At 60.7% G+C, this 22,198-nt stretch carries 21 protein-coding genes; 6 read left to right on the forward strand and 15 right to left on the reverse strand.

Annotation, left to right across the window (positions count from 1 at the left end; genetic code table 11):
* Positions 1-36: 36 nt before the first annotated feature.
* Positions 37-1,749: an FAD-dependent oxidoreductase gene (locus MRY75_RS02655; RefSeq protein WP_292305598.1), complete on the forward strand. Its 1,713-nt coding sequence runs from the start codon at positions 37-39 to the stop codon at positions 1,747-1,749.
* Positions 1,746-2,528 (forward strand): SDR family NAD(P)-dependent oxidoreductase, encoded by a 783-nt coding sequence (locus MRY75_RS02660; RefSeq protein ID WP_292305599.1) that lies wholly within the window; start codon positions 1,746-1,748, stop codon positions 2,526-2,528. Before MRY75_RS02655 ends, MRY75_RS02660 begins: the two co-directional genes overlap by 4 nt.
* A gap of 163 nt (positions 2,529-2,691) precedes the next feature.
* Here the strand turns inward: MRY75_RS02660 and MRY75_RS02665 are convergent, their stop codons facing one another.
* The 9 genes from MRY75_RS02665 to MRY75_RS02705 all read right to left on the reverse strand — a co-directional run bounded on the left by MRY75_RS02665 (position 2,692) and on the right by MRY75_RS02705 (position 11,284).
* Complete coding sequence (locus tag MRY75_RS02665) at positions 2,692-3,126, reverse strand: type II 3-dehydroquinate dehydratase (protein ID WP_292305600.1); 435 nt, start codon at positions 3,124-3,126, stop codon at positions 2,692-2,694.
* Positions 3,123-3,851, reverse strand: a complete 729-nt coding sequence (locus MRY75_RS02670) for an ABC transporter ATP-binding protein (protein ID WP_292305601.1) — start codon at positions 3,849-3,851, stop codon at positions 3,123-3,125. Before MRY75_RS02670 ends, MRY75_RS02665 begins: the two co-directional genes overlap by 4 nt.
* 3 nt (positions 3,852-3,854) lie before the next feature.
* The gene (locus MRY75_RS02675; protein WP_292305602.1) at positions 3,855-4,601 is read right to left on the reverse strand and encodes an ABC transporter ATP-binding protein; all 747 of its coding nucleotides are present in this window, start codon (positions 4,599-4,601) and stop codon (positions 3,855-3,857) included.
* The gene (locus MRY75_RS02680) at positions 4,598-5,572 is read right to left on the reverse strand and encodes a branched-chain amino acid ABC transporter permease (RefSeq protein ID WP_292305603.1); all 975 of its coding nucleotides are present in this window, start codon (positions 5,570-5,572) and stop codon (positions 4,598-4,600) included. The genes MRY75_RS02675 and MRY75_RS02680 overlap by 4 nt, the downstream gene beginning before the upstream one ends.
* Positions 5,569-6,447, reverse strand: a complete 879-nt coding sequence (locus MRY75_RS02685) for a branched-chain amino acid ABC transporter permease (protein ID WP_292305604.1) — start codon at positions 6,445-6,447, stop codon at positions 5,569-5,571. The genes MRY75_RS02680 and MRY75_RS02685 overlap by 4 nt, the downstream gene beginning before the upstream one ends.
* 87 nt (positions 6,448-6,534) lie before the next feature.
* Positions 6,535-7,662: an ABC transporter substrate-binding protein gene (locus MRY75_RS02690; RefSeq protein ID WP_292305605.1), complete on the reverse strand. Its 1,128-nt coding sequence runs from the start codon at positions 7,660-7,662 to the stop codon at positions 6,535-6,537.
* A gap of 25 nt (positions 7,663-7,687) precedes the next feature.
* The gene (locus tag MRY75_RS02695; RefSeq protein WP_292305606.1) at positions 7,688-8,545 is read right to left on the reverse strand and encodes a shikimate dehydrogenase; all 858 of its coding nucleotides are present in this window, start codon (positions 8,543-8,545) and stop codon (positions 7,688-7,690) included.
* 148 nt (positions 8,546-8,693) lie between these two features.
* The gene (locus MRY75_RS02700; protein ID WP_292305607.1) at positions 8,694-9,593 is read right to left on the reverse strand and encodes an NAD(P)-dependent oxidoreductase; all 900 of its coding nucleotides are present in this window, start codon (positions 9,591-9,593) and stop codon (positions 8,694-8,696) included.
* Complete coding sequence (locus tag MRY75_RS02705; RefSeq protein ID WP_292305608.1) at positions 9,590-11,284, reverse strand: FAD-dependent oxidoreductase; 1,695 nt, start codon at positions 11,282-11,284, stop codon at positions 9,590-9,592. Before MRY75_RS02705 ends, MRY75_RS02700 begins: the two co-directional genes overlap by 4 nt.
* Positions 11,285-11,415: 131 nt before the next feature.
* Between MRY75_RS02705 and MRY75_RS02710 the strand changes: the two genes are divergently transcribed.
* From MRY75_RS02710 to MRY75_RS02725, 4 genes are read left to right on the forward strand one after another with little or no spacing between them, the layout of a single operon-like run.
* On the forward strand, positions 11,416-12,222 hold the full coding sequence (locus MRY75_RS02710; RefSeq protein ID WP_292305609.1) for an IclR family transcriptional regulator: 807 nt from the start codon (positions 11,416-11,418) through the stop codon (positions 12,220-12,222).
* Positions 12,219-13,913, forward strand: coding sequence for an FAD-dependent oxidoreductase (locus MRY75_RS02715; protein ID WP_292305610.1), 1,695 nt, complete (start codon positions 12,219-12,221; stop codon positions 13,911-13,913). Before MRY75_RS02710 ends, MRY75_RS02715 begins: the two co-directional genes overlap by 4 nt.
* Positions 13,900-14,511, forward strand: a complete 612-nt coding sequence (locus MRY75_RS02720) for an NIPSNAP family protein (RefSeq protein WP_292305611.1) — start codon at positions 13,900-13,902, stop codon at positions 14,509-14,511. Before MRY75_RS02715 ends, MRY75_RS02720 begins: the two co-directional genes overlap by 14 nt.
* 8 nt (positions 14,512-14,519) lie before the next feature.
* A complete protein-coding gene (locus tag MRY75_RS02725; RefSeq protein WP_292305612.1) occupies positions 14,520-15,329 on the forward strand; it encodes a TIM barrel protein in 810 nt (269 codons plus the stop codon).
* A 55-nt stretch (positions 15,330-15,384) separates the two neighbouring features.
* Here the strand turns inward: MRY75_RS02725 and MRY75_RS02730 are convergent, their stop codons facing one another.
* The 6 genes from MRY75_RS02730 to MRY75_RS02755 all read right to left on the reverse strand — a co-directional run bounded on the left by MRY75_RS02730 (position 15,385) and on the right by MRY75_RS02755 (position 22,179).
* Complete coding sequence (locus MRY75_RS02730; protein ID WP_292305613.1) at positions 15,385-16,095, reverse strand: FCD domain-containing protein; 711 nt, start codon at positions 16,093-16,095, stop codon at positions 15,385-15,387.
* 1 nt (position 16,096) lies between these two features.
* Positions 16,097-17,137 (reverse strand): DUF475 domain-containing protein, encoded by a 1,041-nt coding sequence (locus tag MRY75_RS02735; protein ID WP_292305614.1) that lies wholly within the window; start codon positions 17,135-17,137, stop codon positions 16,097-16,099.
* Entirely contained in the window at positions 17,134-18,771 is a 1,638-nt protein-coding gene (locus tag MRY75_RS02740) for an ABC transporter ATP-binding protein (protein ID WP_292305615.1), read from the reverse strand. Before MRY75_RS02740 ends, MRY75_RS02735 begins: the two co-directional genes overlap by 4 nt.
* The gene (locus MRY75_RS02745; RefSeq protein ID WP_292305616.1) at positions 18,764-19,690 is read right to left on the reverse strand and encodes an ABC transporter permease; all 927 of its coding nucleotides are present in this window, start codon (positions 19,688-19,690) and stop codon (positions 18,764-18,766) included. The genes MRY75_RS02740 and MRY75_RS02745 overlap by 8 nt, the downstream gene beginning before the upstream one ends.
* Before the next feature lie 10 nt (positions 19,691-19,700).
* Complete coding sequence (locus MRY75_RS02750) at positions 19,701-20,615, reverse strand: ABC transporter permease (protein ID WP_292305617.1); 915 nt, start codon at positions 20,613-20,615, stop codon at positions 19,701-19,703.
* A gap of 67 nt (positions 20,616-20,682) precedes the next feature.
* Positions 20,683-22,179 (reverse strand): ABC transporter substrate-binding protein, encoded by a 1,497-nt coding sequence (locus MRY75_RS02755; RefSeq protein ID WP_292305618.1) that lies wholly within the window; start codon positions 22,177-22,179, stop codon positions 20,683-20,685.
* Positions 22,180-22,198: the final 19 nt, after the last annotated feature.

Raw genomic sequence — 22,198 nt, forward strand, 5'->3', positions numbered from 1 at the left:
GGCGTAATCCGGCTCAGTTTCGGAGGGAGGAGCACCATGAAGACGCGGCCGGATCGAACGGAAACCCACGACATCCTCGTGATTGGATCGGGGGCCGGCGGCATGTCCACGGCAATCACCGCCAAAAAGCACGGGGCCTCCGTCGCCATCCTCGAGAAAGAGCCGGTCTTTGGCGGCACGACAGCGTTCTCGGGCGGTGTTCTGTGGATCCCGCTGAACAAGCACGCCAAAGCGGCGGGCGTGGACGACAGCCGCGAGGCCGCCATCCGCTACATGAAAGAGGAAACCGGCAATTTCTATTCCGCCGATGCGGTCGAAGCGTTCATCGACACCGGTCCCGAGATGGTCGACTGGTTTGAACGCGAGACAAGCATGAAATTCGTCCCGACACTCTATCCCGATTATCACCCCGACGTGCCGGGTGGGGTGGATGTCGGTCGATCGATCCTCGCGGCGCCTTTTGACACCTCGGTTCTGGGCGAAAATCTCAAGCGGCTGAAATCACCCCTCGCAACCATCACCTTTATGGGGATGATGTTCAATTCCTCGAATGCCGACATCAAACATTTCTTCAACGCAACCAAGAGCCTGAAGAGCTTTGGCTATGTGACCAAGCGGATGCTCAAACATTTCGGAGAGGTTGCCCGCTATGGCAAGGGAGTGCAGGTGACCAGCGGGAATGCTCTGGCCGCGCGACTTGCAAAAAGCGTGTTTGATCTGGGTATCCCGATCTACACCGAAACGCCGGCAGACGAACTGATGGTTGAAGGAGGCCGCGTTGTCGGCGTGCGCTCGGGCAACAGCGTTCTGCGGGCGCGCAGAGCTGTCGTGCTGGCGACTGGTGGCTTTGCCCATGACGTGGAAAAGCTGAAGAAGGCCTATCCCCATCTGCGGCGCGGCGGCGAACATTTCTCCCCCGTGCCCCAAAGCAATACCGGAGACGGCATACGTCTGGCCGAAGCCGTGGGTGGCCACGCTCCGATCGAATTCAGCGACACCTCGGCCTGGATGCCGGTGTCGAAAGTCCCGATGGGCGGTGGAACCTTCGGCGCGTTCCCGCATCTGCTGGACCGCTACAAGCCCGGCATCATCGCCGTGCTGAAATCCGGCAAACGTTTCACGAACGAAAGTGAAAGCTATCATGATGTCGGCGCGGCATTGATGCGCGCCTGTGACGGAGAGACGGAAACAGCGGCCTGGCTGATCTGTGATCATCCGACGATCCGCAAATACGGTCTTGGCTATGCCAAACCGGCCCCTGTGCCGCTGGGGCGACACATCTCGAACGGGTACATCCAGAAAGGCGATACGCTGGCAGAGCTTGCGCGCAAGACCGGTATTGACCCCGCCGGACTGGAGGCGACGGTCGCCGCCTATAATGGACCCGCCGCACAGGGCGAGGATCCCGAATTCGGGCGCGGGACAACCAGCTTCAACCGATATCTTGCCGACCCCGAGAACCGTCCGAACCCGTGCGTCGCTCCGATCGGCAAAGGGCCTTACTATGCGCTCAGGATCATTATGGGCGACCTCGGCACATTCGACGGTCTGCGCACGGATGTGTCGGGTCAGGTGCTCGACAAGGAAGGGCAGCCAGTGTTGGGCCTCTACGCGGTGGGCAATGACCGAGCGTCCATCATGGGCGGCAATTATCCCGGCGCCGGGATCACTCTGGGTCCTGCCATGGTCTTCGGCTACATCACCGGTCGGCACCTTGCCGGGATCAGCGTCAAGGGTGCGGCTGCATGAGTTGGCTGGGTCTGGAAGGCAGGGTCGCGGTTGTCACCGGCGCTGGAGGCGGCATCGGCAAGGCAATTGCTGCCGCGTTTGCCGAACAGGGTGCGCAGGTCGCCTTGCTTGACATCAATGCCGAGACCGTCGCCGCCTCCGCTTCAGACATCGGTGGTCTTGGGATTGCCTGTGATGTCACGGAGTCTGCAAGCGTCGCCGCCGCCCTCTCGCGTGTCGAGACCGCGTTCGGACACGCCGATATTCTCGTCAACAATGCAGCCTATCTGAGCCCGGGTGCACTGGACGAGGTCGAGGTCTCGGCCTGGCAAAGGATGCTCGACGTCAACCTCACAGGCTACCTGCGCTGCGCGCAAGCTTTTGGAAAGGCGATGCTCTCCCGGGGCAGCGGCGCGCTTGTGCATGTGGGCTCCATCTCGGGTCACAACCAACAGGCGTTTTCGAATGCCTATTCCGCGTCCAAGGCCGGAGTGTCGATGCTCTCACGGCAACTCGCCTTCGAATGGGGGCCACGCGGCGTGCGGTCGAACGTGGTGGCGCCGGGCCTGGTCCGCACACCGCTCTCAGAAGCGTTCTATGCGGACCCCAAAACCAAGGCGGCGCGCGAAGCGGTTGTACCACTTCGCCGGATTGGACAGGTTTCGGACATTGCGGACGCCGTGCTTTTCTTCGCATCGGACCGGGCCAGCTATATCAGCGGTCAGGAGGTGATCGTCGATGGCGGGTATAATCAGACCTTGATGAGCCATGTGCCGCGGCCGGGCTACTCGGATGACTAGGACCGTTCTGGTGAACGATGGTACGTCCGGCATCGGTTGGGCGACCGCGCAGCTATCTGCATCACACCGCAGCCAGCGCCATCACAGGTGTTGCGTTGTCGGTCGACGGGGGTGGGCCGCCTTGGATGGTCTTGGGGATGCTTTTGCCGGCTGAGGCGCCGGGCTACGTCGCCAGAAGCCGGTACATCGCCTGCACCGCGACAGGGTATCCCTGTGCGCCCAAACCCGCGATCACGGCGGTCACACCCTGCGACATGACAGAATGCCGATGCGCTGCGTCCCGGGCATGGATGTTCGAGATGTGCAATTCGATCACCGGGCCGTCAAAGGCCTTGAGTGCATCGAGTATCGCGATCGACGAAAAGGACCAACCCGCCGGGTTGATGATGATGCCACCGCCCGTCTCGCGCGCCGCGTGGATGAGGTCGATCATCACGCCTTCATGGTTGGTCTGGTGAAACTCAAGCCGACCGGATGCGACGTCCCGGCACATCGCCTCGATATCTGCCAGAGTTGTGGTTCCGTAGATATGTGGCTCACGCACCCCGAGAAGATCGAGGTTCGGACCATTCAGAACATGGACGGTGGCATGGCTCACGCGGTTTCTTCCTCGTCGATATGTCCACCAAGGAACAGGTGGCCCACCTTGGGATCGTTCAGAAGGACATCGGCACGATCATGCATCCGGGTCTGCCCGAGTTCCAGCACGATCCCGAAATCGGACATCGCAAGAGCGGATTTCGCGTTCTGTTCCACCATCAGGATCGTCACACCCTGATCCCGCAACCGTTGGAGCGTGCGGAAGACTTCTTGAACAAGACTGGGCGACAAACCGATTGAGGGCTCGTCAATCAGGATCAACTTGGGATCGAGAAGAAGCGCCCGCGCCACCTCGAGCTGTTTCTGCTGCCCCCCGGACAATTCGATCGCCTTGCGGTCGCGGAATTCGCGCAGCATCGGAAACTGGTCCATCACCTGTTCGATACGTGCCCGGACCTTGGCCTGATCCCGCGACGTGATCCCGCCCAGTTCGAGATTGTGATATACCGACAACTGCGGCACCACGTTTCGCCCTTGCGGCACATAGGTGACGCCGTGGTCGATCATCTGTTTCGGGCTCTGGCCGGTCACGTCTTTTCCATCAAGAAGCACCTGGCCTGAACTGATGTTCAAGAGACCGAAAATCGCCTTGAATACAGTCGACTTGCCTGCGCCGTTGGGTCCGATCACTGTGGTAATCGAGGCCTTGGGGATCGTGAAGGATGTACCGTTCAGGATCGTGATCTTGCCGTAGCCGCCGTAGATATCCTTGAGTTCCAGCATCCCTCAGCCCCCCAGATACGCGTCGATGACCTGTTGGTTCGACCGGATGTCATCGGGGCTGCCTTCGGCAATGATGGCGCCTTCGGCCAGCACGATGATCCGCGTGCAAAGGCTCATCACGAATTCCATGTTGTGTTCGATCACCACGAACGTCGTGCCATGCTCGCGATTGTAGGTCTGGAGCCGGTCCTTCAGGTGCCCCAGCATCGTCAGGTTTACACCCCCGGCCGGTTCGTCAAGCAGCACAAGGTCGGGACCGGCCATGAAGGCCATTGCCGCATCAAGAAGCTTTTGCTGACCATAGGACAGGCTTCCTGCCATCTCGTCGCGCAGATGCTCCAGTCGGAAAAACGCAATCATCTGCTCGGCTTCTCCGGTGAGCCCGGCATCGGAAGGCCCGAAAAGGCGCGACACCATGCTTCCATGATGCTCCTGTCCGGCAAGAATGATGTTTTCGATCACGCTCATCTGCGGAAAGACGGACAGTTGCTGAAACGTACGGCCGACCCCAAGCTTGTTGAGGTCTGCCGCGCGCATCCCCGAGACGGAAGTGCCCTTGACGGTGACTTGGCCGGTGTCAGGTCGCAATTGACCCAGAACGCAGTTGAAGAGTGTCGACTTGCCCGATCCGTTCGGACCGATCAGACCAAGAACTTCTCCCGGCTGAACATCGAAACTGACGTCCCGAACCGCCTTGATGCCGCCAAACGACTTCGAGATGTTTCGGATGCTCAGGACAGACTGGCTCACAGCTGTGCCCCCTTCTGCATGTCCTTTCGCACCTCCTGCTGCGGCTTGAGGCGCGCCATCAGCTTCTGGCCCAGACCGATCAGGCCGTTCGGCGAATAGACCATCAACACGATCACCAGGAAGGCATAGATCATCAGGTAATACCCTTCGGTGAAGCGCAGAAACTCCGGAAGAATGATCACCACCGCAGCACCCAGCATCGGGCCATAGAAAAACCCTGCACCGCCCACGACGACCATCAGAAGGATCTTGAGCGAGTGGATGAGGGAAAACGACCCCGGTTCGATGAACTGCACGAGCGGCGCCATGATCGCCCCTGCCCCACCGCCAAAGGCACACCCGATCCCAAAGGCCAGGAGCGTGATGCGACGGGTGTCGACACCCAACGACTCCGCCCGGATCGGGTTTTCGCGCAGAGCCTTGAATGCACGTCCCCACGGCGAATTGACGATCCACCAGAACACGAAAGCCGAGATCAGGAACAGAACCAGCGTGAAGTAGTAGAAATTGATCTGCTGCATCGTCTGGATGCCAAAGAATTCCGGGCGCGGCATGCCCACCAGACCGAATGACCCGCCGGTAATCTCTTCCTCGTTGCGGAACACAAGGAACACGATGGTGTTGAACGCCAGCGTGACGAAGGCAAGGAAGTGGTGTTGCACCCGCAGCGCCGGATACCCAAGGATCAGGCCAATCACAAAGGTCGCCCCCATCGCCGCCAGCCAGCCCAGCACCCAATGATAGCCCGCCAATGTAATGAGCGACGTGATATAGGCCCCAATACCCACAAAGCTTGCCTGCGCAAGGCTCACCTGACCGGCATAGCCAAGCGTCAGGTTCAGCCCCATGGCCGCTACCGAGAACATCAGCCAAGAGCACATGACATAGATGATGTAGTTCTTCTGGCCCAGCGGCGCGAGGATCAGCACCGCGATGGCAAGAATGACAAAGAACAGATGCTTGCGGCTCATACGGTACGGCCCTCCGTCGTGCCCAGAAGACCTTGCGGCCGGACCATGATGATGAAGATCAAAAGCAGCATCGGCACGGCTTGCCGGTATTCCGCCGAAACATAGGCGGCCGACAGGTTGTCGATCACGCCGATAAGCAAGCCGCCCACAAGCGCTCCGCGGATCTGGTTGAAGCCACCGACAATGGCGGCAATGAAGGCAACAAGGCCCAGCACTTCACCATTCGAGAACTTGGCAAGGTAGATCGGGGTGATCAGCACCGACGCGATGGCCGCCAGCGCGCCGTTGATCAGAAAAGTGTACATCACCATACGCTTGATATCGACGCCAAGTATCTTGGCCACTTCCGGGTTCTGCGCTGTGGCCTGCATGCAGCGCCCGGTGCGGGTCCGGCTCAGGAAGAGCTGCAGGATGATGATCGTCCCCATGGCAATGACGAAGTTTGCAAAATCCGCGACAGAAATTTTTGCACCTAGGATCGACATGACGTCATGCGGGAAAAGGCCCGGAAACGGCTGGCCCAAGGGCGAATAGAACTCCTTGACCATCTCTTTCATCAGCAGGCCAAGCGCGATCGTCGCAATCACCAAAGGCAAAACGCCATGGCTCAGCATAGGCTCGACGATCAGTTTCTTGAACAGCGCGCCCAACAGAAGCACCGACAGGAACAGGGCCAGCACGATGGCGATAGACATCGGCAAACCCATTTTGACCGTGAAAACCAGCACGAAAAAGGCAGGCAGCATCACGAACTCGCCCTGCGCAAAGTTGATCGTCTGTGACGCCTGCCAAAGGAGCGTAAACCCCACGGCGGCCAAGGCATAGATCGACCCGGCCGACAGGCCCGAGATCAGGATTTGAAGAAATTCAGCCATGCGCTTACGCCTTCCGATGATGTCTCGGGGTGGTGGATAAACGAAGGGCGGCGCAGATGTCCCGCGCCGCCCTTTTGATCCGTCAGATCAGTTGGCCGGCAGGGTCTTGGTGATTTTCTGCTGACCGTCGACCACTTCGACAAGGAAGCTCTCGCGCGACATCTCGCCCGTGTCGTCCCAGCAGACATCCATCAGAACACCGGGATATTCCGATGCGTTCAGGCACAGGCCGTGCAATGTGTCTGCAAAGGCCTGACGGTCGAAAGACCCGACCTTTTCCGTGACATATTTGATCATGTACGCGCCGATGTAGCCCTTGATCGCGTTGTGGTCCGCGCCGTAGCCGAATTTCTCCTGAAACTTCGCAGCCATCTCCTGGATCGCCGGGATCGGTGCTTCGGCTGTCAGTCCCACATGTGACGCGACACCGTTTGCAGCTTCACCGGCAAGGTCGATAACCTTCTGCGAGGCGACCACCGTATCGCCGACGATCGGCAGTCCGAGGTCTTGCTTTGCCGCCTCAATCAGAAAGCGTGCCGACTCTTCCTCGGTCATGTACGAGAACACGGCCTCTGCGCCCGAAGACTTGAGCTTGGCCACATCGGCAGCGAAATCCACCTGCGCCTGCTCGGTCGGGATATTCGCCACGATCTCGATCCCCTGAGCCTCTGCAACGCTGAGGAAGGCATCATGCCCGCCTTTGCCGAATTCGGTATTGGCCCAGATCACGGCGACCTTCGACGCGCCAAGATCATTCTTGATGTAGGACCCCAGCTTCGGCAGACCTTTCTGCGCTCCGAATGCGGTCCGGAAGATATAGGGATTCCCTTTGGCGGTGATCGTCGGGCTTTCCGAACCGGTGATCTGCGGCACGCCGTTTTGTTGCGCAACCAGCATGTTTACGACCGTGGACGAGGAATAGACGGTGCCGAGCAGCACAAATGTCTCTTCGTCGATGGCCTTTTGGACCATCGCGCGGCTGTTCTGCGGATCCGTCTGACTGTCGTATTCCACAAGGTCGATCTGCTCGCCCAAGATACCGCCTGCGGCGTTGATTTCCTCGACAGCCATCTTGATGCCGTCATGCCAGACGGCGCCCGCCGCCGCACCAGCGCCCGAGAGTTCGGCCACGCTTGCGATGCGAACGTCGGCAGTCGCCATTCCTGCGCAGAACGCAGCCACGGCGGTTGTTGTCAGTGCCAGTTTCCGGATCATCAGTTTCCTCCCGTTTGATTATCCGTCAGTTTCCAAGATGCAGCAGTGCATCCACCAAGAGTGCTTCTTGCGCCTTGAACATCCCGAGCCCCGCCATGGTCGCGCAGCCCTTCGACCGGGCCGCGACGATAAACGGAGACGCTTCGGGTTTCGTGATCGGGCAGGCCGCGAACTGACCTGCATGAAGCCGGTCCACCAGGACCGGCATCGGGTCTCCGTCGCGCATGCCCAACGGCGTCGCGTTTGCGATGACGTCGAACCCGGTCGGGTCCTCCGTTCCAACAGAAAGCCGACCTGCAAACGGTGTCTCAAGCCGTGCGATCAGCCCGTCACGCCGGCCGGCATCAACGTCATGCACCGCAAGATGAGCTGCGCCCTGCAGCAGAAATTCGTACGCAATAGCCGATCCAGCTCCGCCCGCGCCCACAAGCAGAACCCGTTTGCCTTCGATGGCGCACCCTTCGGCACGGATGCCATTCACATACCCCATGCCGTCGGTGTTGTCGCCGATCCAGCCGCCTTCCCGGCGCCGCAGGACGTTGGCGGCACCGGCATAGCGGGCGCGCTCGGTCACCTCGGCGCAATAGTCCATCATGGCCTGTTTGTGCGGCACCGTGATCACGAGACCCGGCGCATTCCGCAGACTTTGCAGGCCCGCCATGAAGACCGGAATATCCTTGGGGCTCACATGACCCGGCACGACCACGGTGTTGACTCCGCGCGCAGCAAAACGACGCGTGAGCAGCGACGGCGACTTCACCTGGGCGATCGGGTCGCCAATCACGAAGACAACCTGTGTCTCGCCGTCCAAACCAGCCACCCTTACACCGCCCTGATCCGAGGTGCAGGTTGCCGATTGCACTTTTGCCATTGCGCTGGCCATGTCAGCACCGCCCTGGTCCTGGTTCCTCCTGCACGGCCAATTGCGTTGTGGCCATGCACTCCTAGGACAAAATTTCTGGGTTTTCCCGCGTCGAATGAAAATGGATGAAGCCAAGCAATGATTGGACAATTCGATTGCGGAACCCGGATCATGCCGAGGCCCGGCTGCGGTAATGCGCAAGAGTCGCTGCAATACCATCGGCAATGTCGGTTACAGGCAGACCCGCCAACTCTTGAGGCAAAGGGCTGTTGGCAAGGTCAGGCGGGCTGCGCAACGGCACCCCGGTGATTTCGACCTTGGCATCCGGCACGTGGTCAAGAAGCGCCGAGCGAAACGCTTCCATTTCCGCGCTTTCGCCGCACAGGTTGTAGGCTTCGGCTCCGCTCGTTTCGCCTAACAGCGCCGCAACCATGTATCTCGCTACATCGAACACATGCACGAAACCGACACGGCCGGTAAACGCAATCCGGGCAGGCTTGCCTTCGAGGGCAGAGGAAATGGCAATGGACGGACCTGCGGCAATACCGGAACTGCGTCCGGGACCGTAAACAACGTAGGGGCGGAACCCGACTGACGTGATACCATGATCGAGATGATAGGCCCGCGCCATGCCTTCGATGGCCAACTTGTGTGCACCATAAAGCGAAAGCGGCTTCGGGTGCACCGGATCGTCATAGCCAAAGACGGCTGAGGACGAGACATATACCAGCCGCGCCATGCCCTGTTCGCGCGCAGCTTCGAACACATGGGCTGCCCCCATCACGTTGATCTCGGCTGACCGGATGGGCGCTTCCGCGGCCGCCATCGTCAGGACACCGGCAAGATGCACGATTCCATCGCATCCCTGTGCTGCCTGCCGGACAGACCCGTCGGCAATATCGCCCTGAACAATCTGCACCTTGCTCGAAAGCCCGGGCCGCGCGTCGTCGAGCACGGCCGGATTGGGCACGGCGTCGAAGACCCGAACGTCACACCCGCGGTTCGCCAAACCGTCCACGACCCAACGGCCGATAAAGCCGGTGCCACCCGTTACAAGAACCCGTTTCATGCTGCGCTCCGAGCCACCGCGTCCATTGCGGCGATATATCCAAAGGTGATGGCCGGCCCGATCGTGATGCCGGGCCCGGGATAGACGCCGCCCATGATTGACTGCATGTCATTTCCGCAGGCGTACAGGCCTGAAATGGGCTGGCCATCGCCATCCAGAAGCCGTGCTTTTTCGTCCGTCAGAAGACCCGTCGCGGCACCAATATCCGCAGGCCAAAGCGTGACGGCATAGAATGGCGCTGTTGCGATGGGACCAAGCGTCGGGTTGGGCGCGTGCGAAGGATCTCCGTTGTGTCGCTCGTAAGCGGTCTCGCCCCGGTGGAAGGCTGTATCGAGACCGGTTTTGGCAAAGACGTTCATCTGCGCGACCGTGGCTTCAAGCCCGGCCGCATCAATACCAAGCGCCGATGCCAGCGCGGTCAGGCTGGGAGCTTCGGTCAGATAGCCGTCTTTGACAAGTGCGGCCTTGCCCATGCCGCCTGGACGAACCAGACCGAGACCGTAGGACTTGAGCCCCACCGCATCGGTGATCAGATACGCCGGGATCGTCCCCGTCTCATACTGCGCAAGTGCGAATTCATGGTAGGATCGGCTTTCATTTGTGAACCGCTTTCCAGTTTTGCCCACGCAGACCGTGCCTGGCTTGGAGCGGTCAAAGACGAAATGCGGGAAAATGGCCATGCTGCCATCCGGGCGTGTTTTTTTCGACACCGGAGCCATGAAGACATGGCTGGCGCCACCTTCCCCATAGCGCGCGCCCAGCTCGAGAACGATGTCATGCAGCGCACCAGTATGGCCGGGCGCAGAGGGGCTGTGTTCTGGCACCGGATCAGGGAGCAGTTCTGCCCGCCGCGTCAGATGACGGGCAAATCCGCCTGTTGCCAAGATCACACCCCCGGTTGCGCACAGCGTCTTGCCGTCATCAAGCGTCAACCGGGTGCCGTCTTGCTTCGATGCAAGTCCGGTCACTCTGGTGTTCATCCGAAGCTCGACCCCAGCCTCGCGCGCGGACAACAGGAGCCGACCAATCAGAGCATTGCCCATAACCATCCGCGCAGAGCGCCCGTATCGCAGCCGGTCCCTCGCATAGCCGCCGACAAGGCGCACCGCATGCCGGAGGGACGTCATGGATCGGGTCATACCCAGCAAGTGCGTGATGTCGGTCCGGTCGACCATCAATCCGCCCAGAATGGTGAATTCAGGGATCGGCGGACGGACAAGAGCCATGTCCTTTCCCAAGACAGACGCATCAAAGGGAAGTGGCTCTATCGCCCGACCCTTGACGGCGCTGCCATCCAACTCGCTCAGGTAATCCGGATGGCGCGGATAGGCGCGGAACTGGGTCTTGGTGCAGTCCATCAAGGTGTGAATTGCGGCAGGCGCGTTGGCGACGAAGGCTTCCCGCAAGGCGCGCGGAGAGCGGTTTCCAACGGCATTATCCAGATAACGCAGAACTGTCTCAGGGCTGTCCTCCGCGCCGACCGTTGCTGCAAGCCGGGTGTTCGGCGCCCAGACCGTGCCTGCGGAATATGCGGACGTCCCGCCAACATAATCCGTGCTTTCAACAAGAAGGGTCCGCACGCCCTGCAACGCGGCAAAGGTCGCGGCGGCAAGCCCGCCCGCGCCTGCTCCGATCACGACGACATCATATGTGCCGCTGTCTGCGATGATGGCCTCCCCCGATTTCCCCACGAATCCATCGGAACCGATGGCAGTGGTGATCAGAGTTTCCGCAATTTGGAAAGTCTTTCAAGATTTAAATAAACTTCCAATTCTTGATCGTGCCACCTATAATTCGTGGTGAACCGATCAAAGGCGTCCGCATGTCAAGCGTTCTGGAAAAGTCACTGGCCATCCTCGAACTGATGGTGGAACACCCCGAGGGCCTTCAGGTCTCTGCCATCGCACGCCAACTCGACATGCCGGTCTCCGGCGTTCATCGCCAACTGCGTGAACTGGCCCGCCTGGGCTATGTCCGGCAAGCGCGTGATCAGGGCGATTACACCCTGACGCTGAGGCTTGCGGCATTGGGGCTTGGCTTTCTCGGCCGGTCCGGTGTGACCGACATCGCCCAGCCAATCCTTGACCGGCTGGGCAGCGTGTCCGGCGAATTGATCCGGCTGTCCGTGCTGGAAAACGGAGGCCTTACCTGGGTGGCCGTCGCACAGGGCGCAACGGTCGGCCTGCGCTACGATCCGGGCCGCGAACAGGGCATGCGTGTGCATCCCGCCTCGACCGCCGGCGGACAGGCATTGCTGGCCACGCTGAGTGATGATGAGATCCTCTCGGTTGTGGGCGACACCGGTTTGCGGCCGCCCGGTATGCCCGCCACGTCAAAAGCGCCGTCGACCATCGCCGAATTGATGCGCATCATCGAAGAGACGCGACAGCGAGGCTACTCTGTCGCCATAGACAGCTACATCGAAGGCATGGGCGCAATGGCGGTTGCAGTTCGGGCCGGCGGAACGCTTGACGGCCCGGTCATCGGGTGCCTGTCCATTGCCGGGCCCGCAGTGCGATTTCCGACGCCACGGATGGAAGAATTGGCTCCTTCACTCTTTGACGCTGCCGCCGAATTGGGCGTGGCAGCACCCGCCTCTCATTTCTTTGCCGGGATCGCGAAGGGATGAGCACGTGCGACGTGCTCGTTATTGGCTCGGGCGCCGGAGGGTTGAGCACGGCGGTCACCGCAGCGCATTTTGGCGCGCGGGTCATTGTCGTCGAGAAACACCATCAGGTCGGGGGCACGTCCGCCTGGTCGGGTGGCTGGCTCTGGATCCCGCGCAACCCACTTGCGGTCGCGGCAGGGATCGTCGAAGACGACGAGGCCCCGATGCGCTACCTGCGCGCGGAGTTGGGCAACCGCGCGTCCGATCCGCGTCTGCCGGTCTATCTTCAGGTCGGTCCAGAAATGGTCCGCTTCTTCCGGGATCACACGGCCGTCGAATGGATTGACGGAAATCGTGTTCCGGATTTTCACATGAGCGAAGGCGCTCGGGACGGCGGCCGCTCGGTCTGTGCCGCACCGTTCGATGGACGGGAACTGGGTGAGTGGGCCGCGCGGTTGCGTCCTCCTCTGGAGGTCGCCTCGCTTTGGGGCATGGGCATCGCAGCCGGTCCGGACATGGCACATTTTTTCAATGCCAAACGTCACCCTGGATCGGCCCTGCATGTGGCCAGAAGGATTGGACGTCATGCTGCCGATGTGGTCCGCAATGGGCGGGGCAGCCAGTTGGTCAATGGCAATGCGCTGGTGGCGAGACTCCTGAAGTCAGCCATTGATCTGGGTGTCGACATTCGGCTGTCAGCCGCCGCCGAAGCCCTGATCGAGTGCAACGGCAGAGTGATCGGTGCGCGTGTGGCCGGACAAGACCTGCAGGCCAGTTCTGGTGTTGTGCTGGCTGCCGGTGGCTTTCCGCACGACAGGGGGCGGATCGCCGCGCTCTTTCCGCATGCTCCGACGGGCACCGAACATCATTCCGCGGCCCCCCCGGAAAACACCGGAGATGGGCTGCGCCTGGCCGAAACGCTCGGGGGGCAATGCGACGAAGAGTTGACCGAACCCGGCGCATGGGCCCCTGTCTCGCTTGTCCCGACACGGGCGGGCGTTGCGCGGTTCCCGCACCTGGTGGAGCGGGCGAAACCCGGCTTCATACTTGTCGGCCCGGACGGGCGACGTTTTGCGAATGAAGCGAACAGCTACCATGACGTCATGAAAGCGCTGTTTCGCACCTATTCCGGTACACCACACGCATGGCTGGTCGGCGATGCTGCAGCTGTTGCACGTTTCGGCATTGGCGCGGTGAAACCTTGGCCTTTCCCCAAGACACGGCACATTGCATCGGGGTATCTCCACAAGGCGAAAACGATTGCGGAACTTGCGCAGTTCATCGGCCTCCCCAACACTGTCCTTGCGCAAACCCTCAAGCGGTTCAACTCACATGCCGCGCGCGGCGAGGACCCGGATTTTGGACGCGGCACGTCGCCCTACAACCGTATTCAAGGCGATGGTGGACAAAGCGTGCGCCCCTTGTACAGAAGCCCCTTCTATGCCGTGAAAATCGTGCCGGGATCGCTGGGGACTTTTGTTGGCCTGAAGACCACAGCCGGCGCTCAGGTTCTTGATAGATCGAACCGGCCAATCCCCGGTCTTTATGCAGTGGGCAATGACGCGGCGTCGATTATGGGCGGACATTACCCGTCGGGCGGGATCACGCTCGGGCCAGCCATGACATTCGGCTACATCGCCGGTCGCGCTCTGTCCGGACAACCGGTCCGAGGGCTTGATCAGAAAAAGGAGCAAGCATTTGAAGTTTTATGAAATCTCCACGCTTTCAACGGTGATTTTCGGGGCCGCCGCCGCCACCAAAGGCATCGAGGACTGGGTCGCACAGGGCGCAGGCACGCTTTTTGGCGCATGGTTCTCGGATATCGGATCGCTGAACGAGGTTTACCTGCTGCGTGGCTATGACTCGGCAGACGACATGCTGGGAGAACGCGAAAGATTGGCACGCTCCGACAACCCGTTTGGCTGTCTTGAACAATTGGTCAATTACCGGATCGACAGCTATCGGCCTCTGGATTTCATGGGCCCGATCGAGACCGGGGCGCACGGCCCGGTCTATGAGCTGCGCAGCTATCGAATGAAGCTGAACGGATTGATGCCGACCATGGAGAAGTGGGCCGCGGCCTTGCCGAAACGCACTGCGTATTCGACCTGCAGCATTGCGATGTACGGACTCGATGGCTCCCCCCGCCTGACGCAGGTTTGGCCCTATGCCAGCCTTGCTGAGCGGAGCAAAGCGCGCGGTCAATCCATCTCTGATGGCAATTGGCCACCGCAAGGCGGTCCGGACTGGCTGACGCCGGAGATGACGTCGACCATTGCTTTGCCTCTGGGCTTTTCACCATTGAAATAAGGACCGCGATGTCACGCATCTATTCCATGGCCTATCTGACGGCCAACGGACTGCCCCCCGTCGAAGCAGTGACACTTGCGGCCCGGCTTGGGTTCGACCGGATCAGTTTCCGTCTGCTCCCCGCCGGGCCGGGCGATACGCCGCCGCCGCTTTTGTCCGACGATCACCTCGTCCGAGAGGTTATGGCGGCACTGGCGGACACGGGCCTGACGATGGCCGATGCCGAGATGATCCGGCTCGACGCGGACCCCGATCTTGATCGGTTTCGCCCCTTTCTGGCGCGGTGCGCGCAGATGGGTGCGCGCCACGTTCTCGTCGCAGGCGACGATAAAGATCGCTCCCGGATCATCGACACCTACGGCCGACTTTGCGAATTGACATGGGACTACGGCCTCACGGCGGATCTCGAATTCATGCCGTGGACCGGCATCCGCAATATTGCCGATGCACGCGAGCTGGTAGAGGCTGCAGCCCATCCTGCGGCGGCAATCCTGTTCGACTGCCTGCATTTCGACAGGTCGGACAGCACACTGGAAGACATCGCAAGCGTGCCTTCAGACATGTTCAATTACGTCCAGATTTGCGATGGCCCGGTGCCCTATGACCCGGATGGAACAGCGATGATGGTGTTGGGCCGGACCGCACGCCTGATCCCCGGCGATGGCGGCATCGACATTCCTGCCATCATCGCTCGCCTGCCGAAACAGGTTCCTGTCAGCGTGGAAGTGCCGAACGTAGACATCGCATCGAAGGTCGGGGTCGCGCATTTGGTCAAGCGCGCCCTTGAAGCGACCAAGGCAATGATGGGTGACGCCTGAATTCGGTCAGCGCGGATCAGCAGGATTGCAACATATTGCAATCCCGCAAGACCGCCTAGGCAGACGCGCGGTCGATCAGGGCGAGCGTTCGAAGCAGATGGTCCCGCATGGCGCGGCGGGCGGACTCGGCGTTGCCATCAGAAATCGCTGCAAGGATCACGGCGTGTTCTCGGACCGACTGTTCCAGATTGCCATCCCCGGTCGCTCCGGGCGTTGGCGGCAACGGCATGCGTTTGCGGGGCATCAGCAGAGGCCCGAGGTAGTCAAGAAGATCGAGCAGGTAGGAATTGTCGCTTGCTGATGCGATGGCGCGATGAAACCGGATGTCTGCCTGTGCGGCGGTTTCAGCCGGCGCGTCCTCAAAGGCGGCGGCAGCGGCTTCGATCTCGGCCAGGTGCATGGCAGTGCGCCGTTCGGCTGCAAGCGATGCCGAAACGGTTTCAAGGCCCAACCGCAATTCAAGAATGGACCGGACATCCTGCATGGTCTGGGCTGGCGAGATCGCAAAGCCATCACTCGTTGGCGGGTTCATTGCCACAACGAATCCTGATCCCGAGGCGACAAGAACCCCCTCCTCGGCCAGATCGTCCAGCGCGCGATCGATCACGGACGTCGAGGTGACGAACTCGGCGGCCAGTGCGTCGCGCGTTCCGGGCGACTGCCCCGGCCGCACCGTGCCCTCTGCAATCCGACGGCGGACCTGCGTTGCGACTTCGTCGGCGATTTTCTGAAGCCAAAGAGCACGGCGGGAGGTTGCGGTCGCCATGTCAGTGCCCTTCAGCGTGACGTTCGTAACGGATCGACGCCACAAGCGAGACCCCGATCAGGCAGGCGCCGATCAGCCCGGTGATCACTTCGGGAATATGGGCGACGGACTGGACGAACATGATGATCGACAGCACCAGCACCGAATAGAACGCTCCGTGTTCCAGATATCGGAATTGCGCCAGCGTCTTGCGTTCAACCAGCATGAGCGTCATCGACCGGACATACATCGCGCCGATCCCAAGTCCAATGGCAATCAGAAACAGGTTCTGCGTCAGCGCGAAGGCTCCGATGACTCCGTCAAAGGAGAAGCTCGCATCCAGCACTTCGAGGTAAAGAAACGCACCCAGACCACCCTGCGCTGCAGCGCTGGCCGCCTTTTCCTGCGCGTCGAGAATGTGTCCGATCAGCTCCACGGCAAGGAAGGTCAGCAAACCGCAGACCGACGCAAAAAGAAAAGATGCGCTTTCGTGGTCGGGCAGCAAGGCGGCAAAGACCACGGCAATGCCAAGAACCAGCGCCACTTCCAGCCCTTTGACGGACGCCCAGTCACGCAGACGGGACTCGACTATGCGCAGCCAGTCCACGTCCTTTTCCTGATCCATGAAGTAGTTCAGCGCCACCATCATCAGAAATGTGCCGCCAAAGGCCGAAATCGACAGATGCGCTTCGCCGATGATGCGCGCATATTCCTGCGGTTCGCGGGCGGCGAGGAGCACCGCCTCGATCGGTCCGATATGCGCCGCGATGACCACAACGGCCAACGGGAAGACGATCCGCATTCCGAACACCGCGATGAGGATGCCCCATGTCAGAAAGCGGCGCTGCCAGACAGGTGTCATGTCCTTGAGCTTGTTGGCATTGACGATGGCGTTGTCAAAGCTCAGCGAGATCTCGAGCACAGCCAGGACAAAGCCGATCAGCAGAAAGGAAGAGGCTCCACCCACCGTTCCCACTGTCTGCCAGCCCAACCAGCCTGCCAGCACCAGACCGAGCGCCGTCACGATGAAAGACCACTTGAAATAGCCGAGGGCGGTGCTCATGCCGGTGCCCCTGTCGTCTGGGTCAAGTGTTGGCGCGCCGCGCGCCGTTCGGCCTGAACATCCGGGTCGGCATCGAGACCTGCCGCCAGCAAGCGTTGCGTATAGGCTTCGCGGGGGGCCTCGAAAATCTGCCGAACGGTCCCCTGCTCGACAATTCTGCCGCGCTGCATGACCAGCACGCGGTCGGCAAAATCGCGCACGACGGGAAGATCATGGGCGATAAAGATAAACGCGATGCCCAGCCGGTCACGCAGTTCACCCAGAAGCGCGATCACCTGCGCCTGGATCGACACATCCAACGCCGAGACCGCTTCATCGCAGATGATCAGCTCGGGTTCGAGCGCCAGTGCCCGCGCAATCGCGATGCGCTGACGTTGTCCGCCCGAGAACTGGTGCGGATAGCGCAGCGCGTGTTCCGGCAATAGGCCTACCTGTTCCAGAAGCTCGGCCACGCGCGCGCGCCATTTCGCTTTGGGAAGGATGTCCGGATGGATCACCCATGCCTCGGAAATGATGTCATAGATCGACATATGCGGGTTGAGCGACTGCGTCGGGTCCTGAAACACCATCTGCAATTGACGTCGCAGCTTGGCCATGTCGCGGGGGGATTTCTTTAGAATGTCCTCGCCCTTCCATGTTACAGAGCCGGCGCTTGCCGCTTCGAGGCGCAGCATCAGACGGGCAATCGTCGATTTTCCGGATCCGGATTCACCGACAACGGCAAGTGTCTCTCCGGCGTGCAGGTCGAATTCCGCGCCACGCAGCGCGTCGAAAGAGCCATAGCTCTTGGTCAGACCGCGGACTTCGAGGATCGGTTGCCGACCATTTTCGGCTGACCGCATCTCGCCTTTGCCCGGAGCAGCAGCAAGAAGCTTTTGCGTGTAAGGGTGCTGCGCGTTGTGATAGAGGTCGCGCGGGGTCCCGCTTTCGACGATCCGCCCACCTTCCATCACCACCGCCCGGTCGCAGGCTTCGGCCACCACACCAAGGTCATGAGTGATCAGCAGAAGACCCATGCCGGTTTCTTCCTGCAGTTCTTCGAGCAGAGACAGAACCTCGGCCTGCACCGTTACATCAAGCGCGGTGGTCGGCTCATCCGCGATCAGGATGTCCGGCTTCAACACCAGCGCCATAGCGATCATCAGGCGCTGACGCTGCCCGCCCGAGAACTGGTGCGGGTACTTGTGCATTGCGGTCTTGGCATCGGGGATGCCGACACGTTGCATCAATTGCAGCGCACGGTCATACGCGTCGGTTTTCGACACGCCATGCGCCATCGCGGTTTCCGCGATCTGCCAGCCGACCGGGTAGACCGGATTGAGATGGCCCAACGGGTCCTGAAAGATCATCGAGATCCGCTTGCCGTTGAGACGACGGCGCTCTTCGTCAGTGGCTTTCAAAAGGTCCTGTCCGTCAAACAGAATCTGCCCGCTTGTGATCTCGCCCGGGGGCGTGTCGATCAGGTTCATGATGGCCGAGGCCGAGACGGATTTGCCTGATCCGCTTTCACCGAGAATGCCCAGTGTTTCGCCACGGTCGAGATGCCAGGAAATGCCATTGACGGCGTTGACCACACCATGTGCGGTGTGAAACCGCACAGACAGGTCACGCACTTCAAGAAGGTGGTCAGCCACGGGCCTTGCCTCCGATCTCGAGCCGCCAGCGCTGCGTCGGGTTCAATGCGACCCGCATCCAGCTGGACAGGAGGTTCAATGACATCGTTGTCAGGATGATCGCGAGCCCCGGCCAGAATGCCAGCCACCACGCGTTGGTGAGGTATTGCCGCCCCTGGCTCACCATCAGCCCCCAGGTGATCTCGGGCGGCTGGATGCCGATCCCGAGGAACGAGAGCGCCGATTCCGCCAGCATCACGAAGGCGAAATCGAGCGTCGCGATGGTCAGAAGTGTCGGCAGGATCACGGGCAGGATGTGCTTGAAGATGATCCGACTGCTGGACGCGCCCATGACGGTTGCGGCCTGTACGAACATCCGTTCGCGCACTTCGAGCACCTCGGCCCGTGTGGTCCGCAGGTAGATCGGGATGCGTGTGATCGCAAGGACCAGAACGAGGTTGGCGATGGACGGCGCCAGCACGTATAGCACGATCACCGCCAGAAGGAGCGAGGGGAACGACATGATCACATCCGCCAACCGCATGATGACCTCGCCAGTCCAGCGCCCGGCATAGCCTGCGATCAGGCCCAGGGTCGAACCGATCAGAAGGGACGCCACAACGGCGCTTGCGGCAATCACCATGGTGTTCTGCGCCGCGACAATGATCCGGGCCAGCAGAGGACGGCCCAGCGCGTCGCCGCCCAGAATGAAGAAGAACCCGCGATCCATCTGGAAGGGGGGCGCGTTCCGGGCGCGCAGGTTGGCGCCCGAGGCCATGTCCTCAAGGAACATCGGCCCGAAGACCGCACAGAGCGCAACGATGATCAGAAAGATCGCGGCCATGAAGGCCAGCTTGTCGGCCCAAAGCATGCGCAGGACCATGCGTGGGCCGATGCGGCCGGGCGCTTTGACATCCACAGGGGTGGCTGCGTCGCTCATGGGTACGTCCTCACGATCTGATCCGGGGATCAAGCAGCGCGTAGGCGATGTCGATCAGGATGTTCATGATGAAAATGGCAATCGCAGTCACCATGATGGAGGCGAGGATCACGTTGAAATCGCGCTGCAGGATGGAATCGATCATCAGTTTGCCGACCCCCGGAAAGCCGAAGATCGTTTCAACCACGACAGCGCCGTTAAGAAGTGCCGCCGCCTGATCGCCGATCACGGTGATGACGGGAAGCATGGCATTGCGCAGCGTGTGAACAAAGATGATGGGCCGGTTGCGGACGCCCTTCGCCCTTGCGGTCTTGACATAGGCCGCGCCAAGCGCCGTGATCATCGATCCGCGCACGATCTGCAGGATCAGACCGAAGGGTCGGATGAACAGAACCGAAATCGGCAGAACCCAATGCCAGATAGTCCCCGTGCCAGAGGTTGGCAGCCAGCCGAAGCTGACCGAAAACACGACGATGCCGACAATGGCGATCCAGAAGTCGGGTGCCGATGCGCCGATCAGGGACAGCACGGATGCAAATCGGTCGAAGGGTTTGCCAACATTGAAAGCCGCGATGGAGCCCACGACAATGGCTGCGACGGTGACCAGCAGCATGGTGATGAGCGCCAGCCATAGAGTCCAGACAAAGGCTTCCAGAACCACTTCGAGCGCCGGACGCGCCTTGCGCAGGCTGTCACCGAAATCAAGCTGGACCAGATCGACCAGATAGCGGCCGAACTGGGTCAGGACCGGATCGTTCAGTCCGTGAATTTCGCGGAAGTTGTTGCGCATCTCATCCGAGGCATCGACCGGCAGGTAAAGCGTTGCCGGGTCGCCGGTGAGGCGCGACAGGAAGAACACCAGAACGATCAACACGAAGAGCGATACAAAGCTCGACAGCGCGCGTTTTCCCAACATTGATCTCATGTCTGGTGCTCCGGTCAAAAAGGACCACGCGCAGAGCAAGCTCCGCGCGTGGTACGAATAGGCGGGATTACTTCAGGCCGATTTCAGCCAGCTGAAGTTGGCTGTTGGTCGCGATGGTCGGCGTGAAGTCGACATCGCCGCCAACGCGGGCATGGCCCACCATGTGGAACAGCAGAACATCCGCGATCACGTCGTCATGCAGATAGGCAAACAGTTCCGACCACAGTGCCTCACGCTCTTCGCCGGTTGCAGCTGTGGCGCGGTCGATCAGATCATCGACCTTGCTGTCAGCAATACCCGACTGACGGCCGTCGGAATGGTACTTGAAGTACATCGAGAAGACCGGGTCGCCACGCGAATTGTCATGCTGGGCGCCCACGAGGATCGGCTGATCCTGAACATAGGGCTTCGAGTAGTACTGCTCGTGCTCGGCGACTTCGACCATCTGAAGACGCACGTTGAAACCGGCATCGGACAGCATGGATTGGATCGCCTCGTAGGTCTCGGTTGCGCCCGGGAAATTCGCGGTGCGGCCGACCAGTAGGATCTCGGTATCCACCGGCACCCCATCCGCCTTGGCTGCGGCCAGCAGTTCCTTGGCGCGGTCCACGTCATAGCCGAACGGCTCGACATTCGCGTTCCAGCCCAGCGTTGTCGGCGGGGTCATCGCTGTCGCGAGCTCTGTGCCTTCTGACAGGATGGTACCCACAAATGCCTCGCGATCAATCGCGAGGTTCAGCGCCTCACGCACGCGGATGTCGTTGAGCGGCGCCATGGAGTGGTCGACACGGAGATAGGTGGTTTCCGAGTTCGGATAGGCCACATCCATATCGGTCGTGGCATCAATGGCCGAAATCGACGGCGCGATGTCCGCCTCGCCTGCAGCCACCATCGCGGCGCGCACCGAGGGATCGGCACGGAAGACATAGGTTGCTGTGGCGACTTCGGGCTGGTCGCCCCAGTAGTCGGCACGGCGCTCGAGGGTGATGCTTTGACCCGGAGCCCAGTTTGACAGAACGTACGGGCCGGTTCCAACCGGTTCACGTGTGAACTCGATCGCGGTTTCTGACGGAACGATTGTCAGCAGGGACATCAGCAGCGGCAGAATCGGCTGCGCCGGTTCAGTTGTAAAGTCGATGGTGTTTGCATCGACGACCCTGGGCGTGATCGAGATGCCTTCATAGTAGCGCGAAATCTCGCATGTGATCTGATCGCTGCCAGCACGCTCGAACGAGTGCTTTACATCTTCGGCATCGAAGCTCGATCCGTCAGAGAAGGTCACACCCTGGCGCAGGTTGAACCGCCATGTGTTGTCATCGACCAGTTCCCAGCTTTCTGCGAGACGTGGCTTGAGACCTTCGTCACCGCGCACATCAAGCTCGGTGAGTGTTTCGCTGATGTTTCCCAGAACAATGCGCCCGATATTCGACCGGGTCGCCATGCAGGGCTCGACCAGATCGGGTTCTTCTCCAAGAACGATGGTCACACCCGCGTCCTGAGCGAATGCAGGGGTCAGCGCCGTCGTCGCAGCGAACAGGCCCCCAAGAATGAATGACTTTTTCATGTTTCCTCCCATTTGAGGC

It is taken from the genome of Marivita sp., assembly GCF_022763305.1.
Taxonomy (GTDB): domain Bacteria; phylum Pseudomonadota; class Alphaproteobacteria; order Rhodobacterales; family Rhodobacteraceae; genus Marivita.